General features: G+C 51.1%; 15 protein-coding genes and 1 pseudogene. 4 read left to right on the top strand and 12 right to left on the bottom strand.

Annotated elements, in window-relative coordinates; genetic code table 11:
• Positions 1–5 precede the first annotated feature (5 nt).
• Together GQ52_RS00280 and GQ52_RS00275 are read right to left on the bottom strand one after the other, a co-directional pair.
• A complete protein-coding gene (locus tag GQ52_RS00280) occupies positions 6–1,163 on the bottom strand; it encodes a metallophosphoesterase (protein ID WP_047514074.1) in 1,158 nt (385 codons plus the stop codon).
• A gap of 85 nt (positions 1,164–1,248) precedes the next feature.
• Complete coding sequence (locus GQ52_RS00275; protein ID WP_047514071.1) at positions 1,249–2,106, bottom strand: zinc dependent phospholipase C family protein; 858 nt, start codon at positions 2,104–2,106, stop codon at positions 1,249–1,251.
• Between the two features lie 131 nt (positions 2,107–2,237).
• Here GQ52_RS00275 and GQ52_RS00270 point away from each other — a divergent pair, with 131 nt between their 5' ends.
• Positions 2,238–3,437, top strand: a complete 1,200-nt coding sequence (locus GQ52_RS00270; protein WP_200884036.1) for a glycosyltransferase — start codon at positions 2,238–2,240, stop codon at positions 3,435–3,437.
• Positions 3,438–3,508: 71 nt separating this feature from the next.
• Complete coding sequence (locus GQ52_RS00265; protein ID WP_235272861.1) at positions 3,509–3,925, top strand: putative quinol monooxygenase; 417 nt, start codon at positions 3,509–3,511, stop codon at positions 3,923–3,925.
• 96 nt (positions 3,926–4,021) lie between these two features.
• Here the strand turns inward: GQ52_RS00265 and pstB are convergent, their stop codons facing one another.
• The 6 genes from pstB to GQ52_RS00235 all read right to left on the bottom strand — a co-directional run bounded on the left by pstB (position 4,022) and on the right by GQ52_RS00235 (position 9,709).
• Entirely contained in the window at positions 4,022–4,801 is a 780-nt protein-coding gene (pstB, locus tag GQ52_RS00260) for a phosphate ABC transporter ATP-binding protein PstB (RefSeq protein ID WP_019881850.1), read from the bottom strand.
• Positions 4,802–4,826: 25 nt separating this feature from the next.
• Complete coding sequence (pstA, locus tag GQ52_RS00255; protein WP_019881851.1) at positions 4,827–5,765, bottom strand: phosphate ABC transporter permease PstA; 939 nt, start codon at positions 5,763–5,765, stop codon at positions 4,827–4,829.
• Positions 5,766–5,844: 79 nt separating this feature from the next.
• Positions 5,845–6,771, bottom strand: a complete 927-nt coding sequence (gene pstC, locus GQ52_RS00250; RefSeq protein WP_019881852.1) for a phosphate ABC transporter permease subunit PstC — start codon at positions 6,769–6,771, stop codon at positions 5,845–5,847.
• Between the two features lie 138 nt (positions 6,772–6,909).
• Positions 6,910–7,905, bottom strand: coding sequence for a PstS family phosphate ABC transporter substrate-binding protein (locus GQ52_RS00245; protein ID WP_019881853.1), 996 nt, complete (start codon positions 7,903–7,905; stop codon positions 6,910–6,912).
• Positions 7,906–8,029: 124 nt separating this feature from the next.
• On the bottom strand, positions 8,030–9,031 hold the full coding sequence (locus GQ52_RS00240; RefSeq protein ID WP_019881854.1) for an inorganic phosphate transporter: 1,002 nt from the start codon (positions 9,029–9,031) through the stop codon (positions 8,030–8,032).
• Between the two features lie 21 nt (positions 9,032–9,052).
• Positions 9,053–9,709 carry a DUF47 domain-containing protein gene (locus tag GQ52_RS00235; protein WP_019881855.1) on the bottom strand — a complete coding sequence of 219 codons (657 nt, stop codon included), beginning with the start codon at positions 9,707–9,709 and terminating at the stop codon, positions 9,053–9,055.
• Between the two features lie 170 nt (positions 9,710–9,879).
• Between GQ52_RS00235 and prfB the strand changes: the two genes are divergently transcribed.
• Positions 9,880–10,984, top strand: a protein-coding gene (prfB, locus tag GQ52_RS00230) for a peptide chain release factor 2 (protein WP_152604405.1) whose coding sequence is annotated in 2 segments (ribosomal slippage) — positions 9,880–9,960 and positions 9,962–10,984 — 1,104 coding nt in all. Because the reading frame shifts where the segments join, the coding sequence is not laid out codon by codon here.
• A 450-nt stretch (positions 10,985–11,434) separates the two neighbouring features.
• On the opposite strand, the gene GQ52_RS00225 is transcribed toward prfB, so the two are convergent.
• The 4 genes from GQ52_RS00225 to acs all read right to left on the bottom strand — a co-directional run bounded on the left by GQ52_RS00225 (position 11,435) and on the right by acs (position 16,100).
• Positions 11,435–11,827 (bottom strand): YchJ family protein, encoded by a 393-nt coding sequence (locus GQ52_RS00225; RefSeq protein WP_047514064.1) that lies wholly within the window; start codon positions 11,825–11,827, stop codon positions 11,435–11,437.
• 71 nt (positions 11,828–11,898) lie between these two features.
• Positions 11,899–12,363, bottom strand: a complete 465-nt coding sequence (locus GQ52_RS00220; protein WP_019881859.1) for a hypothetical protein — start codon at positions 12,361–12,363, stop codon at positions 11,899–11,901.
• Between the two features lie 33 nt (positions 12,364–12,396).
• Positions 12,397–13,971 (bottom strand): peptide chain release factor 3, encoded by a 1,575-nt coding sequence (locus GQ52_RS00215; protein WP_047514061.1) that lies wholly within the window; start codon positions 13,969–13,971, stop codon positions 12,397–12,399.
• A 152-nt stretch (positions 13,972–14,123) separates the two neighbouring features.
• Positions 14,124–16,100, bottom strand: coding sequence for an acetate--CoA ligase (gene acs, locus GQ52_RS00210; protein WP_047514058.1), 1,977 nt, complete (start codon positions 16,098–16,100; stop codon positions 14,124–14,126).
• 109 nt (positions 16,101–16,209) lie between these two features.
• Between acs and glnE the strand changes: the two are divergent.
• Positions 16,210–18,942 (top strand): annotated as a pseudogene (glnE, locus tag GQ52_RS00205) (bifunctional [glutamate--ammonia ligase]-adenylyl-L-tyrosine phosphorylase/[glutamate--ammonia-ligase] adenylyltransferase); the annotation flags it as partial.
• Positions 18,943–18,963: the final 21 nt, after the last annotated feature.

The following is an 18,963-nucleotide window of genomic DNA, read 5'->3' as shown; positions in this document are numbered from 1 at the left end:
TGGGCTTAATCGCCAGCGGCTACCAGCGTTAAGCAGGTGATTTCAGACGGTGAGCCAAAGCGGTTAGGCGGACCCCAATAGCCGGTACCACGGCTGACGTAAATCCACAGGTCTTGCAGGCGGTGCAGGCCTGCCACATAAGGTTGTTGTAGCGGTACAAAGTATTTCCATGGCCAGAATTGTCCGCCGTGGGTATGGCCAGAGAGTTGCAAATCAAAACCCGCCGCCTCGGCAGCCTCTGCGCTGCGTGGCTGGTGCGCCAGTAATATCTTGGGCGCATCTGCGGGCGCGCCGGCAATGGCGGCTTGCGGATCACTGTGATGATCGTCATAAAAACTGCCTGCCGTATAGTCAGTCACGCCAGCCAATACCAGAGTGGCGCCTTCATGCGACAGTTTTACGTGTTCATTGAGTAACACACGCACACCGAGGCGTTCCAGTTCATTGATCCAGGCCAGTGCGCCTGAGTAATACTCATGGTTCCCGGTCACAAAAAAACTGCCATGACGTGCTTCAAGCGTTGCCAATGGGCGCGTATGCTCTGCGAGTTCATGCACGCGGCCATCGACCAGGTCGCCGGTGATCGCAATCAGGTCTGCTTCTAAGGAGTTCACCTGTTGCACAATGCGGGAAAGATAGCCTTGCTTGATGGTTGGGCCAACATGAATATCGCTGATCTGCACAATACGGAATCCCTGCAAGCTCACTGGCAAATCGCGTAGTGGCACGGTGACATTGACCACGCGCGCCAGTTTGCGCGCATTAAAAAAGCCGATAATGCTAATGGCAAAGGCTGCCGTGACTGCCAGTAAGGCTGACTGTTTTTCCAGGGCAGTGAAATCAATTTGCACCACATGTAATGCGTGCAAGCCTGCCATCACCAGCAATAAGACGTCGCGCAAGACCGTGAATACCAGCAGGGACGAGAATAGCCCCATCACGGTCATTGCCACCCAGCTTACGCCATCACGCAAGGACTGGTTGCTGAAACCACGCGCCAGAAATGCCACGGGTTGTAATAACGCAGAGGCGGTTAAACCCACCCAGCCGAGCCACACGACGAACGTCGGCCACGGGAGTTGCCCTAACAGGCGCGAACCAATGTAATAGTGTAAAAGACCCACCAGCGTGGTGGTGACGATCAGAAAGCGGAGTGGCGGCATGCGTATGAATCCAGAGGAGCGTCGAAGGCGAGCTAGTCTTTAGATGGCGCCAATGCCAATAGATTCAAGTCCAGCGGCGATTTCGCTAACAATCTGGCTGGTTAGACCATTGATGCTGATAGTGCTCAAAGGCACTAATGGCGCGCGTAGGGCGCAGACGGGCATCTTGCAGGCATTTACGGCGCCAGTCATCCAACTGTTCCATGCCCAGGTTGATATGCTCGGCATGCAGTGATGGGAAGTGGCCGTTAAGCAGTTGCGGCAGGTCCTGCAACGCTAGTGTGACCTGGTCACGGTAGTAACCTAGCTTATGTTCAAACTCGTTATCCAGCCTGCAGTAACGGCGCAGCAGGTATTGTGGAATACGTGACAGACGCAAGGCCTGGTCTGCACTGGCCAGGCGGGAGACCGCTTTATTCACCGTGTCGGCTTCGCATTGCAATGATTGTGTCAGCGTGTCTACAATGGTCTTGCGGTGTATACGCAACAGTTTGCCAGGGGTAGGCAGGTCTGGCACATGCAGGTAGGCATCCATGGCCCACTCGGCAGCAGCATGCGTAAGCAGGCTGTGGTGCTGCCATTTAGCCTCAAAGGTCGGTACAAAGTGCTGGTGGGCAACCACGTCTGTCAGCAGGTGCAGGTTGTAGCCGATGCCCAGTGCCAGTTGCCTATCATTTTTAGTGTGTAGCAGTTGTTGGCCGATGCCCCAGCCATGGCTATGGTTAAAGGTACGCGAGACCACGGCCAGGTCGGGCAGGCAGGCGCCAGCCATCACCAGCGTCGGGTAGCGCCGCATGACGCCCAGCCAGGGCAGTGGCAACAGCGGCAAGGCCTGCAGCCACTGGTGTGTATAGGCAACATGCGAATACAAGCCCCAGGCATGTGCTTCACTTGGCAGGGCCAGTAACAGTAGCAAAATAATGGTCAGGGTGCGGAGTGACATGCGCGCACTTTGCGCTTGCTAAATGACACTTAGATGAAATCTGTATGACGTTGATATGAAAGCAGTTTTTGTCACAAAAGCATCATGAGCTCTTGTTAAGCTATGTGAGATTTGTTAACTCGGAATCCTGCATGAAAATATTGATGATTTCAGATGTGTACTTCCCACGCGTGAATGGGGTGTCTACCAGCATCCGTACCTTTGCCGAGAGCTTGCGCGAGCAGGGTCATGTCGTCCATCTGATTGCACCGCAGTATCCTGTCCAGCCGGGCCAGCCACTGTCGGCAGACGAGGCCTGGATTACCCGCATAGATGCCCGCAAAATCGTGTTCGATCCGGAAGACTATTTAATGAAATGGTCGGCCTTGATGACTTACATCAACAGCCTGCATCCAGGTGATTATGACCTGGTACATATCCATACGCCTTTTATTGCACATTATGCCGGGCTCAAGATTGGCAAAAGACTGCAAGTGCCAGTAGTGGAAACCTACCACACCTTTTTTGAAGACTATATGCATCATTATTTGCCGTGGGTGCCACGCCAATGGGCGGTGCGCATTGCGCAATCGGTGTCACGCAAGCAATGCCAGCAGGTGGATACCGTGGTATCTCCTTCAGCACAGATGCGCGAGGTCTTGCAGCAATACGGTGTTACCACGCCTATCACAGTGATCCCGACCGGGCTGGATGCTTCGCGCTTTATCCCTGGTGATGGTGCGGCGTTCAGGGAGAAGTATGGTATCCCGGCACAACGTCCTTTATTGATGTTTGTTGGCCGCGTGGCTTATGAAAAAAACATACAGTTCTTGCTCGAAATGCTATCGCTGGTGATTCAGGATCACCCCGAGGTATTGCTGGTGATTACCGGTGAAGGCCCGGCCGAGGCCATGTTGAAAAAAATGGCGCGTGATAACGGCTTGCAGTCGCACGTGATGTTCCTCGGTTACCTGGACAGGGCGGTTGGATTAAACGCAGCTTATCAGGCGGCAGATATTTTTGTGTTTGCTTCCAAGAGCGAAACGCAAGGCCTGGTCTTATTGGAAGCCATGGCGCAGTCGACGCCGGTGGTGGCGATTGCCGAATTGGGTACGGCCTCCATTTTACGCCAGGAGCAGGGTGCCTTAATTGCGAAAGATGATGAGTTGCACTTTGCCGAGCAAGTACAAACCTTGCTTATAGATCATCAATTGCGTGAGCGCGTTGGTAAACAGGGTAAGCGCTATGTGGAGCAAGTGTGGTCCAGCGATGCGCAGGCGAATAAATTACTCGAGTGCTATGAGCGCCTGATGCTGACGCATATGCCATTGGCCGCGTCTGCCGCTGCCTAAGCATAGCGGCCTCATTAAAATCCTGAATTTTTGGCGGTGGGCTTGACGGTCAACCGCCTGCCAGCCAAGATATGGACAGACTTGTATTGATGCAAGCGCAACCCTATCAGGAGAAATTAACCATGTTTACCCCAGACACCTGCTGCACGCTGGTTCCTTATTTTGAAGTGCCCGCCGAGAACCTTGCCGCATTTAAGGCGCTAGGTGCCCAGTTTTTAGACAAAACCCGTAATGAAGCCGACTGTATGCACTATGCATTCTCATTCAGCGGCAATATTGCGCATTGCCGCGAAGGCTATGCCAGTGCAGAGGGCATTCTGGCGCATCTGGACAACGTGGCTGAGCCACTGGGGGAAGCGCTCAAACTGGCGAAGTTGATTCGCCTGGAAGTGCACGCACCGGCGGCAGAAGTGGAAAAGCTCAAAGCGCCTTTAGCCGCATTGAGCCCACAGTTTTTTATATTGGAAGCAGGCATCCGCCGCCAGTAAATATGACTGCATAGCAATAAAAAACGCCACCAATAAAAAAACGCCACATAGTGTGGCGTTTTTTATTCGAGCTTTTAAATTAGCCAAACGTTTAAATTAGCCAAATTTGCCGGTAATGTAGTCTTCGGTTTCTTTACGGCCAGGGTTAGTAAAGATTTTGTCGGTATCGTCATACTCGATCAACTCACCCAGGTACATATACGCGGTGTAGTCGGACACGCGCGCTGCCTGTTGCATATTGTGCGTCACTACCAAGATCGTTAGCTTGCTGCGCAACTCGACCATTAGCTCTTCAATGTTAGCGGTCGCAATCGGGTCCAGTGCTGAAGTGGGTTCGTCAAACAGCATGATTTCCGGGTCGGTGGCCAAGGCACGGGCGATACACAAACGTTGTTGCTGGCCGCCGGACAGGTTGAATGCCAGGTCGTGCAAACGGTCTTTGACCTCGTTCCATAAAGCTGCGCCTTTGAGCGCCTCTTCTACTTTGTCGTCCATGATGCGTTTGTTGTTTTCACCACGTACACGCAGGCCGTAAGCCACGTTTTCGTAGATGGATTTCGGAAACGGGTTAGGTTTCTGGAACACCATGCTGATACGCATGCGCACTTCAATCGGGTCTACGCCTGAATCCAGCACATTCGTGTTGTCCGGGTGCATCACAATCTCGCCCTGGTATTTATTGCCAGGATATAAGTCGTGCATACGGTTAAAACAGCGCAGGAAGGTAGATTTTCCGCAACCGGATGGGCCAATCAGCGCCGTGATTTTATTTTCATACAAAGGCATGGAGATGCCTTTGAGTGCGCGGGCGCCGTTGCTATAAAAAAAGTTTAAATCGCGTGCTTCGGCTTTTATTGCAGTTGTGACAGTGGCCATGGAGTTTCCTAAATCTTATGTGGCATTACCATTTAATATTTTTACGAATTTTGTAGCGCAACCAGATGGCTGCACCGTTCATTAACAGCGTGACAACGATAATCAGTGCGCCGGTGGCAGCCGCATTGACATGAAATGCATGGTCAGGGCGCGACAGCCAGTTAAACATTTGAATCGGCATCACGGTAAAGCCTGAAGACAACCATTCAAAATTCAGGAATGGGGGTTCAGTCGTGATCGGGCTTGGTGGCAAGAAGGCGATAAACGTCAGTGCACCAATGGTAATAATCGGCGCAGTTTCACCCAGGGCACGCGCCATGCCGATAATAATACCGGTCAGGATACCGCCGTAAGAGTATTTGAATACGTGATCGTAAACGACTTGCCATTTGGTCGCGCCGACGCCATAAGCAGCTTCGCGGATAGACACCGGGATGGCGCGGATGGCCTCACGGGTCGAGACAATGACAATCGGCAGAATGAGCAAGCCCAAGGTTAAACCGGCGGTCAGAATGCTTTGGCCGAAGTCCAGCATGTAGACAAACAAGCCCAGTGCCAGCAAGCCGTAAATGATAGAAGGCACGCCTGCCAGGTTAGACACGTTGATTTCAATCAGGTCGGTAAACCAGTTTTTTGGTGCGTATTCTTCCAGGTATAAGCCAGCAGCGACACCAATGGGTACGGCGGTCAGAAACGTGACAGACATCACCAGTAACGAGCCAACCCAAGCTGAAAGTAGACCGGCGCGGCCAGCACGGCGCGAAGGGAATTCAGTTAAAAAATCCAGGTTAAATTTTGGATGCCCATCGGCAATCAGTTGCCAGAACAGCAACATCAGTGTCATTAAACCCAGCATCAGGCAAATCAGGCCCAGGGTGGCAAACAGTGTGTCATTGCGCTTGTGGCGTTTAATCATGGCGCGGACGTCGGCCAGATTTTCGAGGACAGAAGCTTTATGTTCCATGATTTTTTATTTCCGCATTGGCCAGTAGTCTGGCTACTGGCAGTGTATGGTGGTTATATGTCAGCAATGAGACAGTGTATTAGTAGCTTTCGCGGTATTTTTTACGTACCCAGTGGCCAAAAATGTTGAATGACAAAGTCATTGCCATCAATACCAGGCCTGCTGCAAAAATACTTTGATAACCGATACTGCCATGTGGCAAGTCACCCATGGCCACCTGTACGATATAAGCGGTAATGGTCGCTGCACTATCCAGCGGGTTAAAGGTCAGGTTGGGTTGTTGGCCAGCGGCAATCGCCACCACCATGGTTTCGCCCACTGCGCGTGAAATCGCCAGGATATACGCCGCCACAATGCCGGAAATCGCCGCCGGTGTGACCACTTTAATCGCTGTCTGGAAACGTGTCGCACCCATGGCGTAAGAGCCTTCGCGCATACTCATCGGTACGGCGCGCATGGCATCTTCAGACATGGAAGCAATGTACGGAATAATCATGATGCCCATCACAATACCGGCACCCAACATGTTGAAGCTTGGCAGGTCAGGGTAGATGCTTTGCAGTAAAGGTGTGACAAAAAACAGCGCGAAATAGCCAAATACGACGGTAGGCACGCCGACTAATAGTTCCAGGATAGGCTTGATGATTTCGCGCGTCTTGTGTGAAGCAAATTCAGACAGGAAAATCGCTGAAATGGTACCAATCGGCACGGCAACAGCCAGTGCAATGGCCGAGGTGGTCAAGGTGCCGGATACCAGCGGCATAATGCCGTAGTGCGCATCTTCAAATAAGGGCGTCCATTGCGTATCGGTAAAAAACTCAATAACGGACACTGTTTTGAAAAAACTCAGAGATTCGTACAGCAACACGCCGACAATCGCAAATGTGGTGGCAACAGCGACCAGGGCTGCCATCATCAGGATCAGTTCAATAATCCGCTCTTTGACATTGCGGCGGATATTTTTCGCCAGTCTGGGGCTGATGGTCAGTTGCACGGGAGCTTGCATTGCTTGGGTCGCCATAGTGTGTTGATCTTTTACTAATGATCAAGAGTATTGATCTGCCAGGGAAGAATTTTAGCGGATAATCCGCGGTTCAGGCCGAGTCATCACTAAAAAAGGGGCATTGCAGCCCCTTTTTTATGATTACTTGATGCGGGATAACAAGTCAGTAATCTTGATACCGACTTCAGAGGTGCCGTTGAAGCCAGTGCCTGGTTTCATTGCCTTGAAGTGTTCTTTCACGGCAGTGTAATCTGCTTTTGGCAATGGCACATATTTCACTTCTTTTACCAGCTCTGGTGCGTTTTCCAGGTAATAGTTAACGAAGGCTTTCACTTCTGGTCTGAAGGCCGCTGAGGTGGCGTTCACATAAATAAACAGCGGGCGGGACAATGGCTGGTATGTACCATCCATCACCGTAGCTTCGGATGGCAGTACTGGTTTACCACCTTCTTTAGCCACCACAGGTACCGCTTTCAGCTTGTCCGTGTTTTCCAGGTAGTAAGCCAGGCCGAAGTAGGCCATGCCGCCTGCATTACCAGCAACGCCTTGTACCAATACATTGTCATCTTCAGACGGTGTGTAGTCTGTGCGGCTGGCTTTGGCTTTGCCATTGATTGCTTCTGTAAAGTAATCAAAGGTACCAGAGGCAGTGCCTGGGCCATACAGGTTAATGGCTTTATCTGGGTAAGTAGCATTCACTTCTTTCCAGCTTTTCACTTTAGAGCCTGGCTCCCAGATTTTTTTCAGTTCTGCGACGGTGATTTGTTTCACCCAGTCGTTTTTACCGTTTACGACTACGGTCAATGCATCGTAAGCGATAGGCAATTCAATAAACTGTACGCCGCCTTCTTTACACGCATCAATTTCTTTTTGTGAAATAGGGCGGGACGCATCTGAAATATCAGTTTCGCCACGGCAGAATTTCTTAAAGCCACCGCCAGTGCCAGATTCGCCGACAGTGACCTTAACGCCTTTGGCGCGTTGGAATTCTTCAGCGACGGCTTCGGTAATCGGGTAAACCGTACTGGAACCATCAATCTTGATGATTTTGTCCGCAGCCGTTGCTGAGTGCGTGAAGCTAAATGCCTGAACGATCAGACCGGCCATTAAAGTATTGCGGAACAAACGGGTTTTCATCTATACACTCCTGTGTTTGGTGTTGTCTGTTGTGATGCACGAAATCATAAAAACTTAATATGACAGAAATGTGACAAAAAATAAAAAAGGCGCAGTCTGCGCCCCTTTTTATCACTGATTTTCCTTACAGCAAGCTTTCACCAATATGATAGGCAATCGCCGCCATGATCGCGGCACAAGGAATGGTGAGCACCCACGCCCAGACAATGCGTGATGCCAGGCCCCAGCGTACGGCCGTCATGCGCCGTGATAAGCCGACGCCGACGATCGCACCGGTAATGGTATGGGTGGTAGATACCGGAATCCCTAAACTTGTCGCCAGGAATAAGGCAATCGAGCCTGAGGTTTGCGCAGCGAAGCCACCGGTCGGTCGGATCTTGGTGATGCCCATGCCCATCGTACGCACAATCCGCCAGCCACCAAACAGCGTGCCCAGGCCCATCGCCAGCTGACAGGCAATAACGACCCAGAACGGGACGTGAAAATCACCGTGCAAATAGCCATTGGCAAACAGTAATACGGTGATGATGCCCATGGTTTTCTGCGCGTCATTAGCGCCGTGGCCCAGGCTGAACAATGAAGATGAAATAAATTGCAGTTTGTTAAAGCGGCTTTCGATTTTGTAAGGTGACGACTTTTGAAACACCCACATAATGCCAATCGATAACAGTAGCGCGAGTATCATGCCGAACAGTGGCGACAGGATAATGGCAATGCCGGTGCTGATCAGCTTGCTGCCGATAATCACGCCTTTAGTGCCAGAATGTGCCATGCCAGCGCCAATCAGGCCGCCAATCAGTGCGTGAGATGAAGAAGAGGGGATGCCAAACCACCAGGTGATCACATTCCAGGCAATGGCGCCAAACAGCGCACCAAAAATGACGGTGTTATTGACGATGTTCGGGTCAATAATGCCTTTGCCTACCGTATCGGCCACATGCAGGCCAAAAAACATAAACGCGACAAAGTTGAAAAAAGCGGCCCAGATCACTGCCGCCTGCGGAGTCAATAAACGAGTGGATACCATGAGCGCAATCGAGTTGGCCGCATCGTGAAAACCGTTCATAAAGTCAAAAATCAGGGCGACGAAGACTAGCACCGCCATGACTAAAATCACATGATCCATGTTGAGTTCCTGGTGACGGTGTTAGATGCGTTCAAGCACAACGCCATGGATGACGTCAGCCACGTCTTCACAGCTGTCTACGGCCTCTTCAAACAGGTCATATAATTGTTTTGAGCGGATTAAGGTGCGTGCGTCATGGTCTTCTTCAAACAGCCTGTGCATGCCGGAGCGCATGATATGGTCGGCTTCGCCTTCAATCTTGCTGATCTCTTCACAGGTACGCAAAATGCGCTCGGCATTTTTCATGTCAGACAACATGTGTACAGCATCCTGGACTTTTTCAGCGGCGCGCAACAGGATTTGCGCCAGGGCGACCATCTCTGGGGTGAATTTGCTATGGCCGTAAATTTCCACGCTTTGCGGAATGGCTTCCATATAGTCGATGATGTCATCCAGCGCCATCGCCAGCTCACGAATTTCGCGGCGGTCAAACGGGGTGATAAAGGTTTTGTGCAAGGACAGCAGGATTTCCTTGGTGTACTCATCTGCCTCGGATTCAATATCGCGAATATCAGAGAAATGTTTCTGGAAACTTGCCTGATCGACTTCCGCAGCCATCAGAGCCAGCACTTTGGAACCACGCACCGCACAATCGGCCAGACGGTTAAACAGTACAAAATAGTTATCGTTTCTGGGGCTGATTGCAGCCATGATGCGGCCAAAAGTGGCATTCGCCATTGGGTACTCCCTGGTGGTTTCAAAGTTTTGTGACAGGGATTTTACTATTTTGTGACAATGTTTGTGACAAAAATCTGTATCTGAAATGGAATACAAGGCATGTTTTGGCGCTGAATCAGCGTTTTAGCTGCGGTATAATAGTGGTTTTTACACAATTTAAAATCAATCACATGGAAGCAGAACAACTAAATGCCATCGCCAATGCGTTGAGCGATTTGACCCAACGTCACCATGCCCTTCGGGGGTATCTTTGACTACGAAAACAAAGAGCAACGTTTAGCCGAGGTCAACGGCCTGCTGGAGGATCCCAAAGTCTGGGACGATGCCGAAAAAGCGCAAAAGCTTGGCAAGGAAAAACGCATGCTGGAAACCGTGGTTACCACGCTGGACTCCGTCGCACAATCGCTGACGGATAGCCAGGAGCTGTTCGACATGGCGCGCGAAGAAAGCGATGACGATACGCTGCTCAGCGTCAGTGATGACGTAAAGAAAGTCGAAAAAACCATCGCCGAGATGGAGTTTAAACGCATGTTCTCGCAGCCCATGGACGCCAATAACTGCTTTATTGAGTTTCAGTCTGGCAGTGGCGGCACTGAGGCACAAGACTGGGCGGGCATGCTGTTGCGTATGTATTTGCGCTATGTCGAGCGTAAGGGCTTTACGGTAGAAGTGCTGGAAGAGTCTGAAGGGGATATCGCCGGGATTAAAGGCGCGTCCATCAAAGTCAGTGGCGATTATGCATTTGGCACGCTACGCACGGAAAGTGGCGTGCATAGGCTGGTACGCAAGTCACCATTTGATGCCAACTCCAAGCGTCACACCAGTTTTGCCAGTGTGCAGATTTTTCCCGAAGTCGATGATTCGATTGAAATTGAAATCAACCCGGCCGATTTACGCATTGATACCTACCGCGCCAGTGGTGCCGGTGGTCAACATATTAACAAAACCGATTCCGCGGTGCGGATTACTCACTTGCCGACCAACGTAGTGGTGCAATGCCAGAATGACCGTTCGCAACATCGCAACCGCGAGGAGGCGATGAATATGTTGAAAGGCGCGTTGTATAACCTGGAACTGAACAAACGTAACGAAGAGAAGCAGGCGCTGGAGGATGCTAAAACCGATATTGGCTGGGGTCACCAGATTCGCAGCTACGTATTGGACCAGGGCCGTATTAAGGATTTGCGTACCAATGTTGAGATCGGCAATACGCAAGGGGTGCTGGATGGTGATCTGGATCCATTTATTATGGAGAGCCTGAAGCAGGGCATGTAATTTTTGTTTGAATATTAAACCCGTCTGTTTGTTGATCGGCAGGCGGGTTTTTTATTACTTGTTGTGATACAAAGCGTTACACAGCGATACACCGTTGAGATATTGATGCGCCTAGAATAAACCTGACATCACATGATGAGTGCAGGAGAGCGAAATTTATGGCGAGTATTATTTGCAAGGTGAGCGCACAGTTTACCCAGAACATCTTTTTACGCTTAGATAAGCATCAATATGGGTATCTGGATCAGAATACGCTGGAGCGAGCATTAGTCGGCCTTAGTCAATATGAGATCAAGCAACTTTTGCTAGCGCTGGATCAGGATGGCCATCAGCGCATCTATCCGCATGCGCTTCATCTTGCCATCCTGGATTGGCTCAGTGAGCCGAGCACTCTCCCGATTTCGACTTCATTTGCCAGCCTGATTGTCCTTTATGGACTGGATGACGAGGTTAATCTACAGGCGGCTTCTGGTTCTCGCCGACATATAACCAGCGATCATTCTCTTTTACAAACCGGCTATGCTCGGTAAGTTGCGATTTTTTCTGGTTGCCACTCTGATAGGTTGCGCTAAATTCAACTTCGGCATGTGTGGCATCTGACTGGTGATGTGTTTTCACCTGTAACTTCATCCATTTAATGCCATTCAGGTCATCCAAGGTCAATGTTTCTGGCCTGCTGTCAGGATGCCAGGTTGCTAGAATATAGTCTGGCAGTTTCATCACATAAGCACTGTAGCGCGAGCGCATTAATCGCTCCGCATCAGGCGCTGCTTGCCCTTCATGTAAAGGCTGGCAACAAGCGCTATAAGGCTGGCCGCTATAGCATGGGCAAGGATTTTTCATATGACTCCAACTCTCAAAAAACACGCGATTTATCACTAGGTTGTTGCCTGAGTGATCGCTCTGGTCACAGATTAAAATAATTCGGACTGGGCTGCAGGCGGTGCTGCCAACAGCTTATCTATATCAAGCTCAAAAATACCCAGTTTCCCAGCGCAGGGCATCAATGGTAATGGCGTGGCCTGCTCAAATAAAAAACCATAATATTCTTGATGTACGCCGCCAAAATGCGCGCGCTGTTCGCGACTAATGCCAGCAGGTAACTCACCAGGCTTGCTGCACAAAACCAGTTTGGCTATGCCAACGACGCCGCCATATTCCAGTTTGTCTCGGTCAGGGATGGGAACGTCAGTGTGGCGTTTAATGTACTGATAATATTCCTCATACAGGCCTTTGCTGGCATGAATGAGGATGGGGCCGCGATATTGCGTGCCCCAGCTGCGGTCGTCCACCAGTAAATAGCCGTTGGCAATCAGCCATGCAAATGGTTGCTTGAGAGACAATGCCTTGAGCACACCGGACGGCACTAAAGTGGACATGGCCTGACTACCTGACAGCTTAATTGCCCGCGCTTAGGCGATTTCCCGTGTTTCCATAAACTGGATATCAGGATAACGTTCTTGTGCCATTTGCAGGTTAACGCGGTTAGGGGCCAGGTAAACGTAATCGTCCGCGCTATCCAGCCCGACGTTAAAGCCGTATTTATCCGCAATCGCTTTCAGGTGGGCATCAGAGCCTTTGAGCCAGCGGGCGGTGTAACAGTCGTAGGGCTCAAACACCATGTCGACGCCATACTCATGTTCCAGGCGGTGCGCGACTACGTCAAATTGCAACATACCCACTGCGCCCAAAATGAGGTCGTTCGACAATAAGGGGCGGAATAGCTGCGCCGCGCCTTCTTCGGATAACTGTTTGAGGCCGATTTGCAGCTGCTTCATCTTCATCGGGTTTTTAATGCGCGCGCGACGGAAAAACTCTGGCGCAAACGACGGGATGCCAATGAATTTTAGTGCTTCGTTTTCAGTAAACGTATCGCCCAATTTAATCGTCCCGTGGTTGGGGATGCCGATAATGTCGCCGGAGTAGGCTTCATCCATGATGGTACGGTCTTGCGCCATAAAGGTGATGGCGTTATTGACGTTGAGCATCTTGCCAGAGGCGACTTGCTTGATCTTCATACCGCGCTCAAAACGGCCCGAGCATACGCGCAAAAACGCAATGCGGTCACGGTGTTTGGGATCCATATTGGCCTGGATTTTAAACACAAAGCCAGCGAATTTTTCTTCGTTAGCCGCCACAGCACGGGTGGCTGTTTTGCGGGCTTGTGGCGGAGGTGATAAGTCGACTACCGCATCCAGCAGCGATTGCACGCCGAAGTTATTCACGGCTGAGCCAAAAAATACCGGCGTTTGCTTGCCGCTTAAATAACGTTCTTTATTAAATTCGTTAGAAGCGCCACGTACCAGCTCAATATCTACGCGCAGCTCTTGCGCCTGGTAGCCAATCAATTCATCCAGTCTTGGATTATCCAGACCTTGAATGGTCTCTGAAGTGCCTTTTTCAGCGCGCGGATCAAAGAATAAAATGGAGTCATTGACCAGGCTATACACGCCACGGAAGGTTTTACCCATGCCGATTGGCCAGGTCATGGGCGCGCATTCCATGCCCAATGTCGTTTCGATTTCATCCAGCAACTCAATAGGCGCGCGGCTTTCGCGGTCCAGCTTGTTGATGAAAGTAATAATTGGCGTGTCGCGCATGCGGCAGACATTAAGCAATTTAATGGTTTGCGCTTCGACGCCGTTTACAGAGTCGATCACCATCACCGCCGAGTCTACGGCGGTCAGGGTACGATAGGTGTCCTCCGAGAAGTCATCGTGGCCTGGTGTGTCCAGCAGGTTGACCATATGTTCGCGATACGGAAACTGCATCACAGAGGAGGTGACGGAAATGCCGCGTTGCTTTTCCAGTTCCATCCAGTCTGAGGTGGCATGACGCGCCGCTTTACGGCCACGCACTTCACCGGCGACCTGAATCGCACCACCAAACCACAGCAGTTTTTCGGTGAGCGTGGTTTTACCCGCATCCGGGTGCGAAATGATGGCAAAGGTACGGCGGCGTTCAACTTCTTGCTGCAAACTGGACATGAAAAAATAGCGCTTTGGGAAAAAGCGCTATTTTAACCCAGATTTTACATTGGGCCGCATCATGCACCTGGCCGGATTATTTTCGCATCAGGAAAATGGCTACTGCCGCGAACACAATCAGGATAATCAGGCCTTCCACATTCAGTCCAGTCTTAATTGATTGGCTGTTTCAATTGTTCCAGAATGGCGGGGTTGTCCAATGTGGAAATGTCAGAAGTGATTTCTTCGCCTTTAGCCAGGCTACGCAGCAAGCGGCGCATGATTTTGCCTGAGCGGGTTTTGGGCAGATTGTCGCCAAAGCGGATTTCGTCGGGTTTGGCAATCGGGCCAATTTCCTTACCTACCCATTCGCGCAGTTCAGCAACGATTTTTTTCGCTTCTTCACCTTCCGGGCGCTTGCCTTTGAGCACGACATAGGCCACCACAGACTCACCTTTGATCGGGTGCGGTTTACCCACCACGGCAGATTCTGCCACTAAATGATTGGCAACCAGGGCTGATTCAATTTCCATGGTGCCTAATCGATGACCAGACACGTTCAACACATCATCAATACGGCCCATGATGGTGAAGTTGCCGGTGTTGACATCACGTACCGCACCATCGCCCGCCAGGTAAAGATTGCCACCCAGCTCAGCCGGGAAGTAGCTGGTTTTATAACGCTCAGCGTCGTTATAAATAGTACGTATCATGGATGGCCATGGCTTTTTAATCACCAACAGGCCGCCGCTGCCCCAGGGAATGTCTTTGCCTGTTTCATCCACGACATCGATATCAATACCAGGGAAGGGCAAGGTACAGGAACCTGGCACCAGTGGCGTCGCCCCTGGTAATGGGGTGATCACATGGCCGCCAGTTTCGGTTTGCCAGAAAGTGTCGACAATCGGGCAACGGTTGCCGCCGACCTGCTCGTAGTACCACATCCAGGCTTCCGGGTTAATCGGTTCACCCACGGTGCCCAGCAGGCGCAGGCTGGATAAGTCAAAATGGTTGGGATGTGTAGTGAAGTCAGTTTCACCGGCTTTAATCAATGAACGGATCGCTGTCGGCGCGGTGTAAAACACGCTGACTTTGTGGCGCTGGATCATCTCCCAGAAACGGCCGGCGTTAGGAAAAGTCGGAATGCCTTCAAACACGATTTGTGTTGCGCCCATGGCCAGCGGGCCGTAGGTCACATAGCTGTGGCCGGTAATCCAGCCCACATCGGCCGTACACCAGTAAATATCATCCGGCTTGATATCGAACGTCCAGCGCATGGTGTTCATGGCATGCAGCAAATAACCCGCCGAGCTGTGTTGTACGCCTTTGGGTTTGCCAGTAGAGCCTGAGGTATAGAGCAGGAATAAGGGATGTTCGGCATCGACCATGACCGGTTCACAGGTATCGGCCTTGTCGGCAATCAGGTCGTGCCACCAGGTACATTTATTATCCCAGGCCACGTCCTGGCCAGTTTTCTTGAATACCACCATATGGCGGATGCTGTCACAGCCGCCCATGGCAATGCCTTCATCGACCGCTTGTTTCAGTGGCAAGGTTTTGCCGCCACGGTATTGGCCGTCAGAGGTGATCACCGCCACTGCACCGGCATCGATAATCCGTTCATTCAGGCTCTTTGCTGAGAAACCGCCGAATACCACGGAGTGGATAATGCCCAGGCGTGCACAGGCTTGCATGGCGACGATGGCTTCAATGCCCATCGGCAGGTAAATGATCACGCGGTCGCCTTTAACCAAGCTTAATGATTTCAGGCCATTGGCGAACTGGCAAACCTGGTGATACAACGCTTTATAAGTGATATTTTTTACATCGCCGTTATCTGCTTCAAAAATAATGGCGGTTTTATTCGGGATGGTTTGCAGATGTTTGTCCAGGCAGTTGGCGGACACATTCAACTCGCCATCTTCAAACCATTTATAGAATGGCGCATGATCCTGGTTCAGCGTTTTAGTGAATGGCTTGTGCCAAATCAATAACTCGCGTGCCAGTTTGGCCCAAAATCCTTCGTAATCCTGCAATGCTTCTGCATGCAGGCGCTGGTATTCCTCCATGCTGCCCACCGCTGCCTGGCTGGCAAACGCCTTGCCTGGCGCAAATACGCGGTGTTCATGAAGTACTGATTCGATAGACATAGCGACCCCCAAAAATCAATGTCAAAAAATGAAAGTGTGAGCGAACCTCAGGTATTATTATTCTGGTTCTGATTGACAAACTCTCCGAGCACACAACTCATTACAAGAGCAAAAACTCATGCAACAGCTTGCCCAAATTCTAACAGAAAAGCAGGTCGCGTCTACAGAGGCCGCCTATTTGCTACATGCAGCAGCCTGCAGCCCATTTTTTGCCAGATTCGTTACGAAACATACAGATTTTATAACTGATTTGTTAGATAACTTATATAAGACATATAAGACTGAAGATGTTAACACTTTGTTTTTATATGAAAAAGATATTGAAGAATCTGTTTTTTTGCAACAAATCAGGCTGAACCGGCAGCGTTTAATGGCGCATATGATCGTGCGTGACCTGAATGGCCTGGCAGACTTTGCCGAAGTGGCAGAAATCACCAGTGCCCTGGCGGAATCAGCGATTACTGCCGCGGTGGATTTTTATCACGCCCGTTTGGCAGAAACCTATGGCAACCCGCGCGATGCCCAAGGGCAGGCACAACGCATGATTGTGGTCGGCATGGGCAAGCTGGGTGGTCGCGAACTGAATGTGTCGTCTGACATAGACTTGATTTTTGCCTACGAGCAGGAAGGTGATACGGATGGGGCAAAGTCGGTCAGCAACCAGGACTTTTTTACCAGATTAGGCAAAAAGGTCATTGCTGCGCTGGATGATGTCACGGCAGATGGTTTTGTGTTTCGCGTCGATATGCGTTTGCGGCCGTTTGGTTCAGAGGGTGCGCTGGTGTGCAACCTGGATGCGCTGGAAGATTATTACCAGAATTATGGCCGCGAGTGGGAACGTTATGCCTGGATTAAAGGCCGTGCCGTGTGCGGGCCTGACGCAGCGCTGACCAAGGTGATGAAGCCTTTCGTGTTCCGCAAATACCTGGATTTCAACGCCTATGCCTCCATGCGTGATCTGAAAGTGCAGATTCAGCGCGATGTGGTGCAACGCCGTTTGTCGGACAATATCAAGCTGGGGCGTGGCGGTATTCGCGAAGTCGAGTTTATTGCGCAGGTGTTTCAGCTGATCCGCGGCGGGCAAGTCCCGGATTTGCAAATCAAGCCGACATTGGCGGTGCTGGATTGCCTGGCAACGCGTGGCATGCTGCCTGCTGACGATGTCGCGGCGTTAAAGGAAAGTTATATTTACCTGCGCAACCTGGAACATCGGCTGATGTATATCGATGACCAGCAAACACAGGATTTGCCAGATTCGGACACCTATCGCGGCTATTTATTACACATGCTCAAGCAGCCGGATTGGGCCAGTTTTATTGCTGAGCTGAATATCCACCGCGACCGCGTACAGCGTTTTTTTGACGATACGTTTAAAGATGAGCAAAGCAATGACTTGCAGCAGGAAACCGCACTGTGGCAAGGCACTGTGAGCGGCAGCGAGGCCGCACAATGGCTGGAGCAACACGGCTATACACGTGCCAGTGATATTGTGCATTTGCTGCAACAAACGCGTAACAGCCAGCGTATCCAGCAACTGCCGGAGCAGAGTCGCCGCCGCCTGGATCAACTCATGCCTTTGTTGTTACGCGAAGCGAGCCAACAGCAAAGCACCACGCCAGATACCGCCTTGATACGGACACTGGATTTACTGGAGAGCATCTGCCGCCGCGCCAGTTATTTGGCCTTGCTGGCCGAGTTTCCGGATGCGTTGGCCTTGATTGTTAAGCTCTGCGCCGCCAGCCCGTGGATTGCGCAGTATGTGTCTGCCCACCCGATTCTGCTAGATGAGTTGCTCAATAAACAAACGCTATTTAAACGGCTGGATGCCGCGCAGCTGAAAATTGAGCTGACGCGCCATATGCAGCAATTGGCAGGTGATGTGGAAGCACAAATGGATGCCGTGCGGCATTTTAAGCATGCCAATGTGCTTAAAATTGCCGCCCAGGATTTGATGACCGCCTTGCCGCTGGAAGCAATTTCAGACGATTTGAGCGCGCTGGCTGATGTGATTCTGCAGGTCAGTGTGCAGACTGTTTGGCAAAATCTGCCGTTTAAGCATCTTGAAATCCCGAAGTTTGCTGTGATTGGCTACGGCAAGCTGGGCGGTAAAGAGCTGGGTTATTTGTCTGACCTGGATATTATTTTCCTGTTTGAGGATGAGGCCGACAGGGCGCAGGAAATTTATGCGCGTTTTGCGCAGCGCCTGAATACCTGGTTTAACACCTTGACCAATGCCGGCCTGTTATATGAAACCGATTTGCAGTTGCGACCGGATGGCAATAGTGGCTTGCTGGTGAGTACGGTGCAGGCCTTTGCCGAATACCAGCAACACAAAGCCTGGGTGTGGGAGCATCAGGCCATTACCCGCGCACGTTTTGTGGCAGGTGAAACGGCGATTGGTGAAACCTTTGAGCAGGTTCGCCGTCAGATTATGTGCCAGCCGCGCGACACTGCTGCGCTCAAACAAGAGATTGCCCACATGCGCGAAAAAATGCGCGAGGCGCATAAACCCAAAGCCGATCGCTTTGACGTCAAGCAAGGGGTGGGCGGTATTATTGATGTTGAGTTTATGGTGCAATATCTGGTACTGGCGCAGGCAGCGCATTATCCTGAGCTGACTGACAATATTGGCAATATTGCCTTGTTGCAGCGTTGTGCCAAGCTGGGCTTGATTGAGTCAAGCGCGCTGGCTGAAAAAGTTGCTGATGCTTACCGTGAATATCGCACCTTGATACACCATGCCAAATTGCAAGGCCTGGATGCGCTGGTGACCGATGACCAGTTGCAGTCCGAGCGGGCGGCTGTGGTGCAATTGTGGCAGGCGCTGTTCGCTGACGATTGAGCGTGGCGTCGGCTGATTGCT

It is taken from the genome of Methylophilus sp. Q8, assembly GCF_000800115.1.
In the GTDB taxonomy this organism is placed as follows: Bacteria; Pseudomonadota; Gammaproteobacteria; order Burkholderiales; family Methylophilaceae; genus Methylophilus.
This window is presented reverse-complemented; position numbering and strand designations above follow the sequence as displayed.

What these genes read in the sequence shown, in the direction of transcription:
- GQ52_RS00240 (WP_019881854.1), bottom strand. Translation starts at nt 9,031, where the DNA reads ATGGATCATGTGATTTTAGTCATGGCGGTGCTAGTCTTCGTCGCCCTG.
- GQ52_RS00225 (WP_047514064.1), bottom strand. Translation starts at nt 11,827, where the DNA reads ATGAAAAATCCTTGCCCATGCTATAGCGGCCAGCCTTATAGCGCTTGT.
- GQ52_RS00270 (WP_200884036.1), top strand. Translation starts at nt 2,238, where the DNA reads ATGAAAATATTGATGATTTCAGATGTGTACTTCCCACGCGTGAATGGG.
- GQ52_RS00235 (WP_019881855.1), bottom strand. Translation starts at nt 9,709, where the DNA reads ATGGCGAATGCCACTTTTGGCCGCATCATGGCTGCAATCAGCCCCAGA.
- pstB (WP_019881850.1), bottom strand. Translation starts at nt 4,801, where the DNA reads ATGGCCACTGTCACAACTGCAATAAAAGCCGAAGCACGCGATTTAAAC.
- GQ52_RS00275 (WP_047514071.1), bottom strand. Translation starts at nt 2,106, where the DNA reads ATGTCACTCCGCACCCTGACCATTATTTTGCTACTGTTACTGGCCCTG.
- GQ52_RS00245 (WP_019881853.1), bottom strand. Translation starts at nt 7,905, where the DNA reads ATGAAAACCCGTTTGTTCCGCAATACTTTAATGGCCGGTCTGATCGTT.
- pstC (WP_019881852.1), bottom strand. Translation starts at nt 6,771, where the DNA reads ATGCAAGCTCCCGTGCAACTGACCATCAGCCCCAGACTGGCGAAAAAT.
- GQ52_RS00220 (WP_019881859.1), bottom strand. Translation starts at nt 12,363, where the DNA reads ATGTCCACTTTAGTGCCGTCCGGTGTGCTCAAGGCATTGTCTCTCAAG.
- GQ52_RS00215 (WP_047514061.1), bottom strand. Translation starts at nt 13,971, where the DNA reads ATGTCCAGTTTGCAGCAAGAAGTTGAACGCCGCCGTACCTTTGCCATC.
- pstA (WP_019881851.1), bottom strand. Translation starts at nt 5,765, where the DNA reads ATGGAACATAAAGCTTCTGTCCTCGAAAATCTGGCCGACGTCCGCGCC.
- GQ52_RS00280 (WP_047514074.1), bottom strand. Translation starts at nt 1,163, where the DNA reads ATGCCGCCACTCCGCTTTCTGATCGTCACCACCACGCTGGTGGGTCTT.
- acs (WP_047514058.1), bottom strand. Translation starts at nt 16,100, where the DNA reads ATGTCTATCGAATCAGTACTTCATGAACACCGCGTATTTGCGCCAGGC.
- GQ52_RS00265 (WP_235272861.1), top strand. Translation starts at nt 3,509, where the DNA reads ATGGACAGACTTGTATTGATGCAAGCGCAACCCTATCAGGAGAAATTA.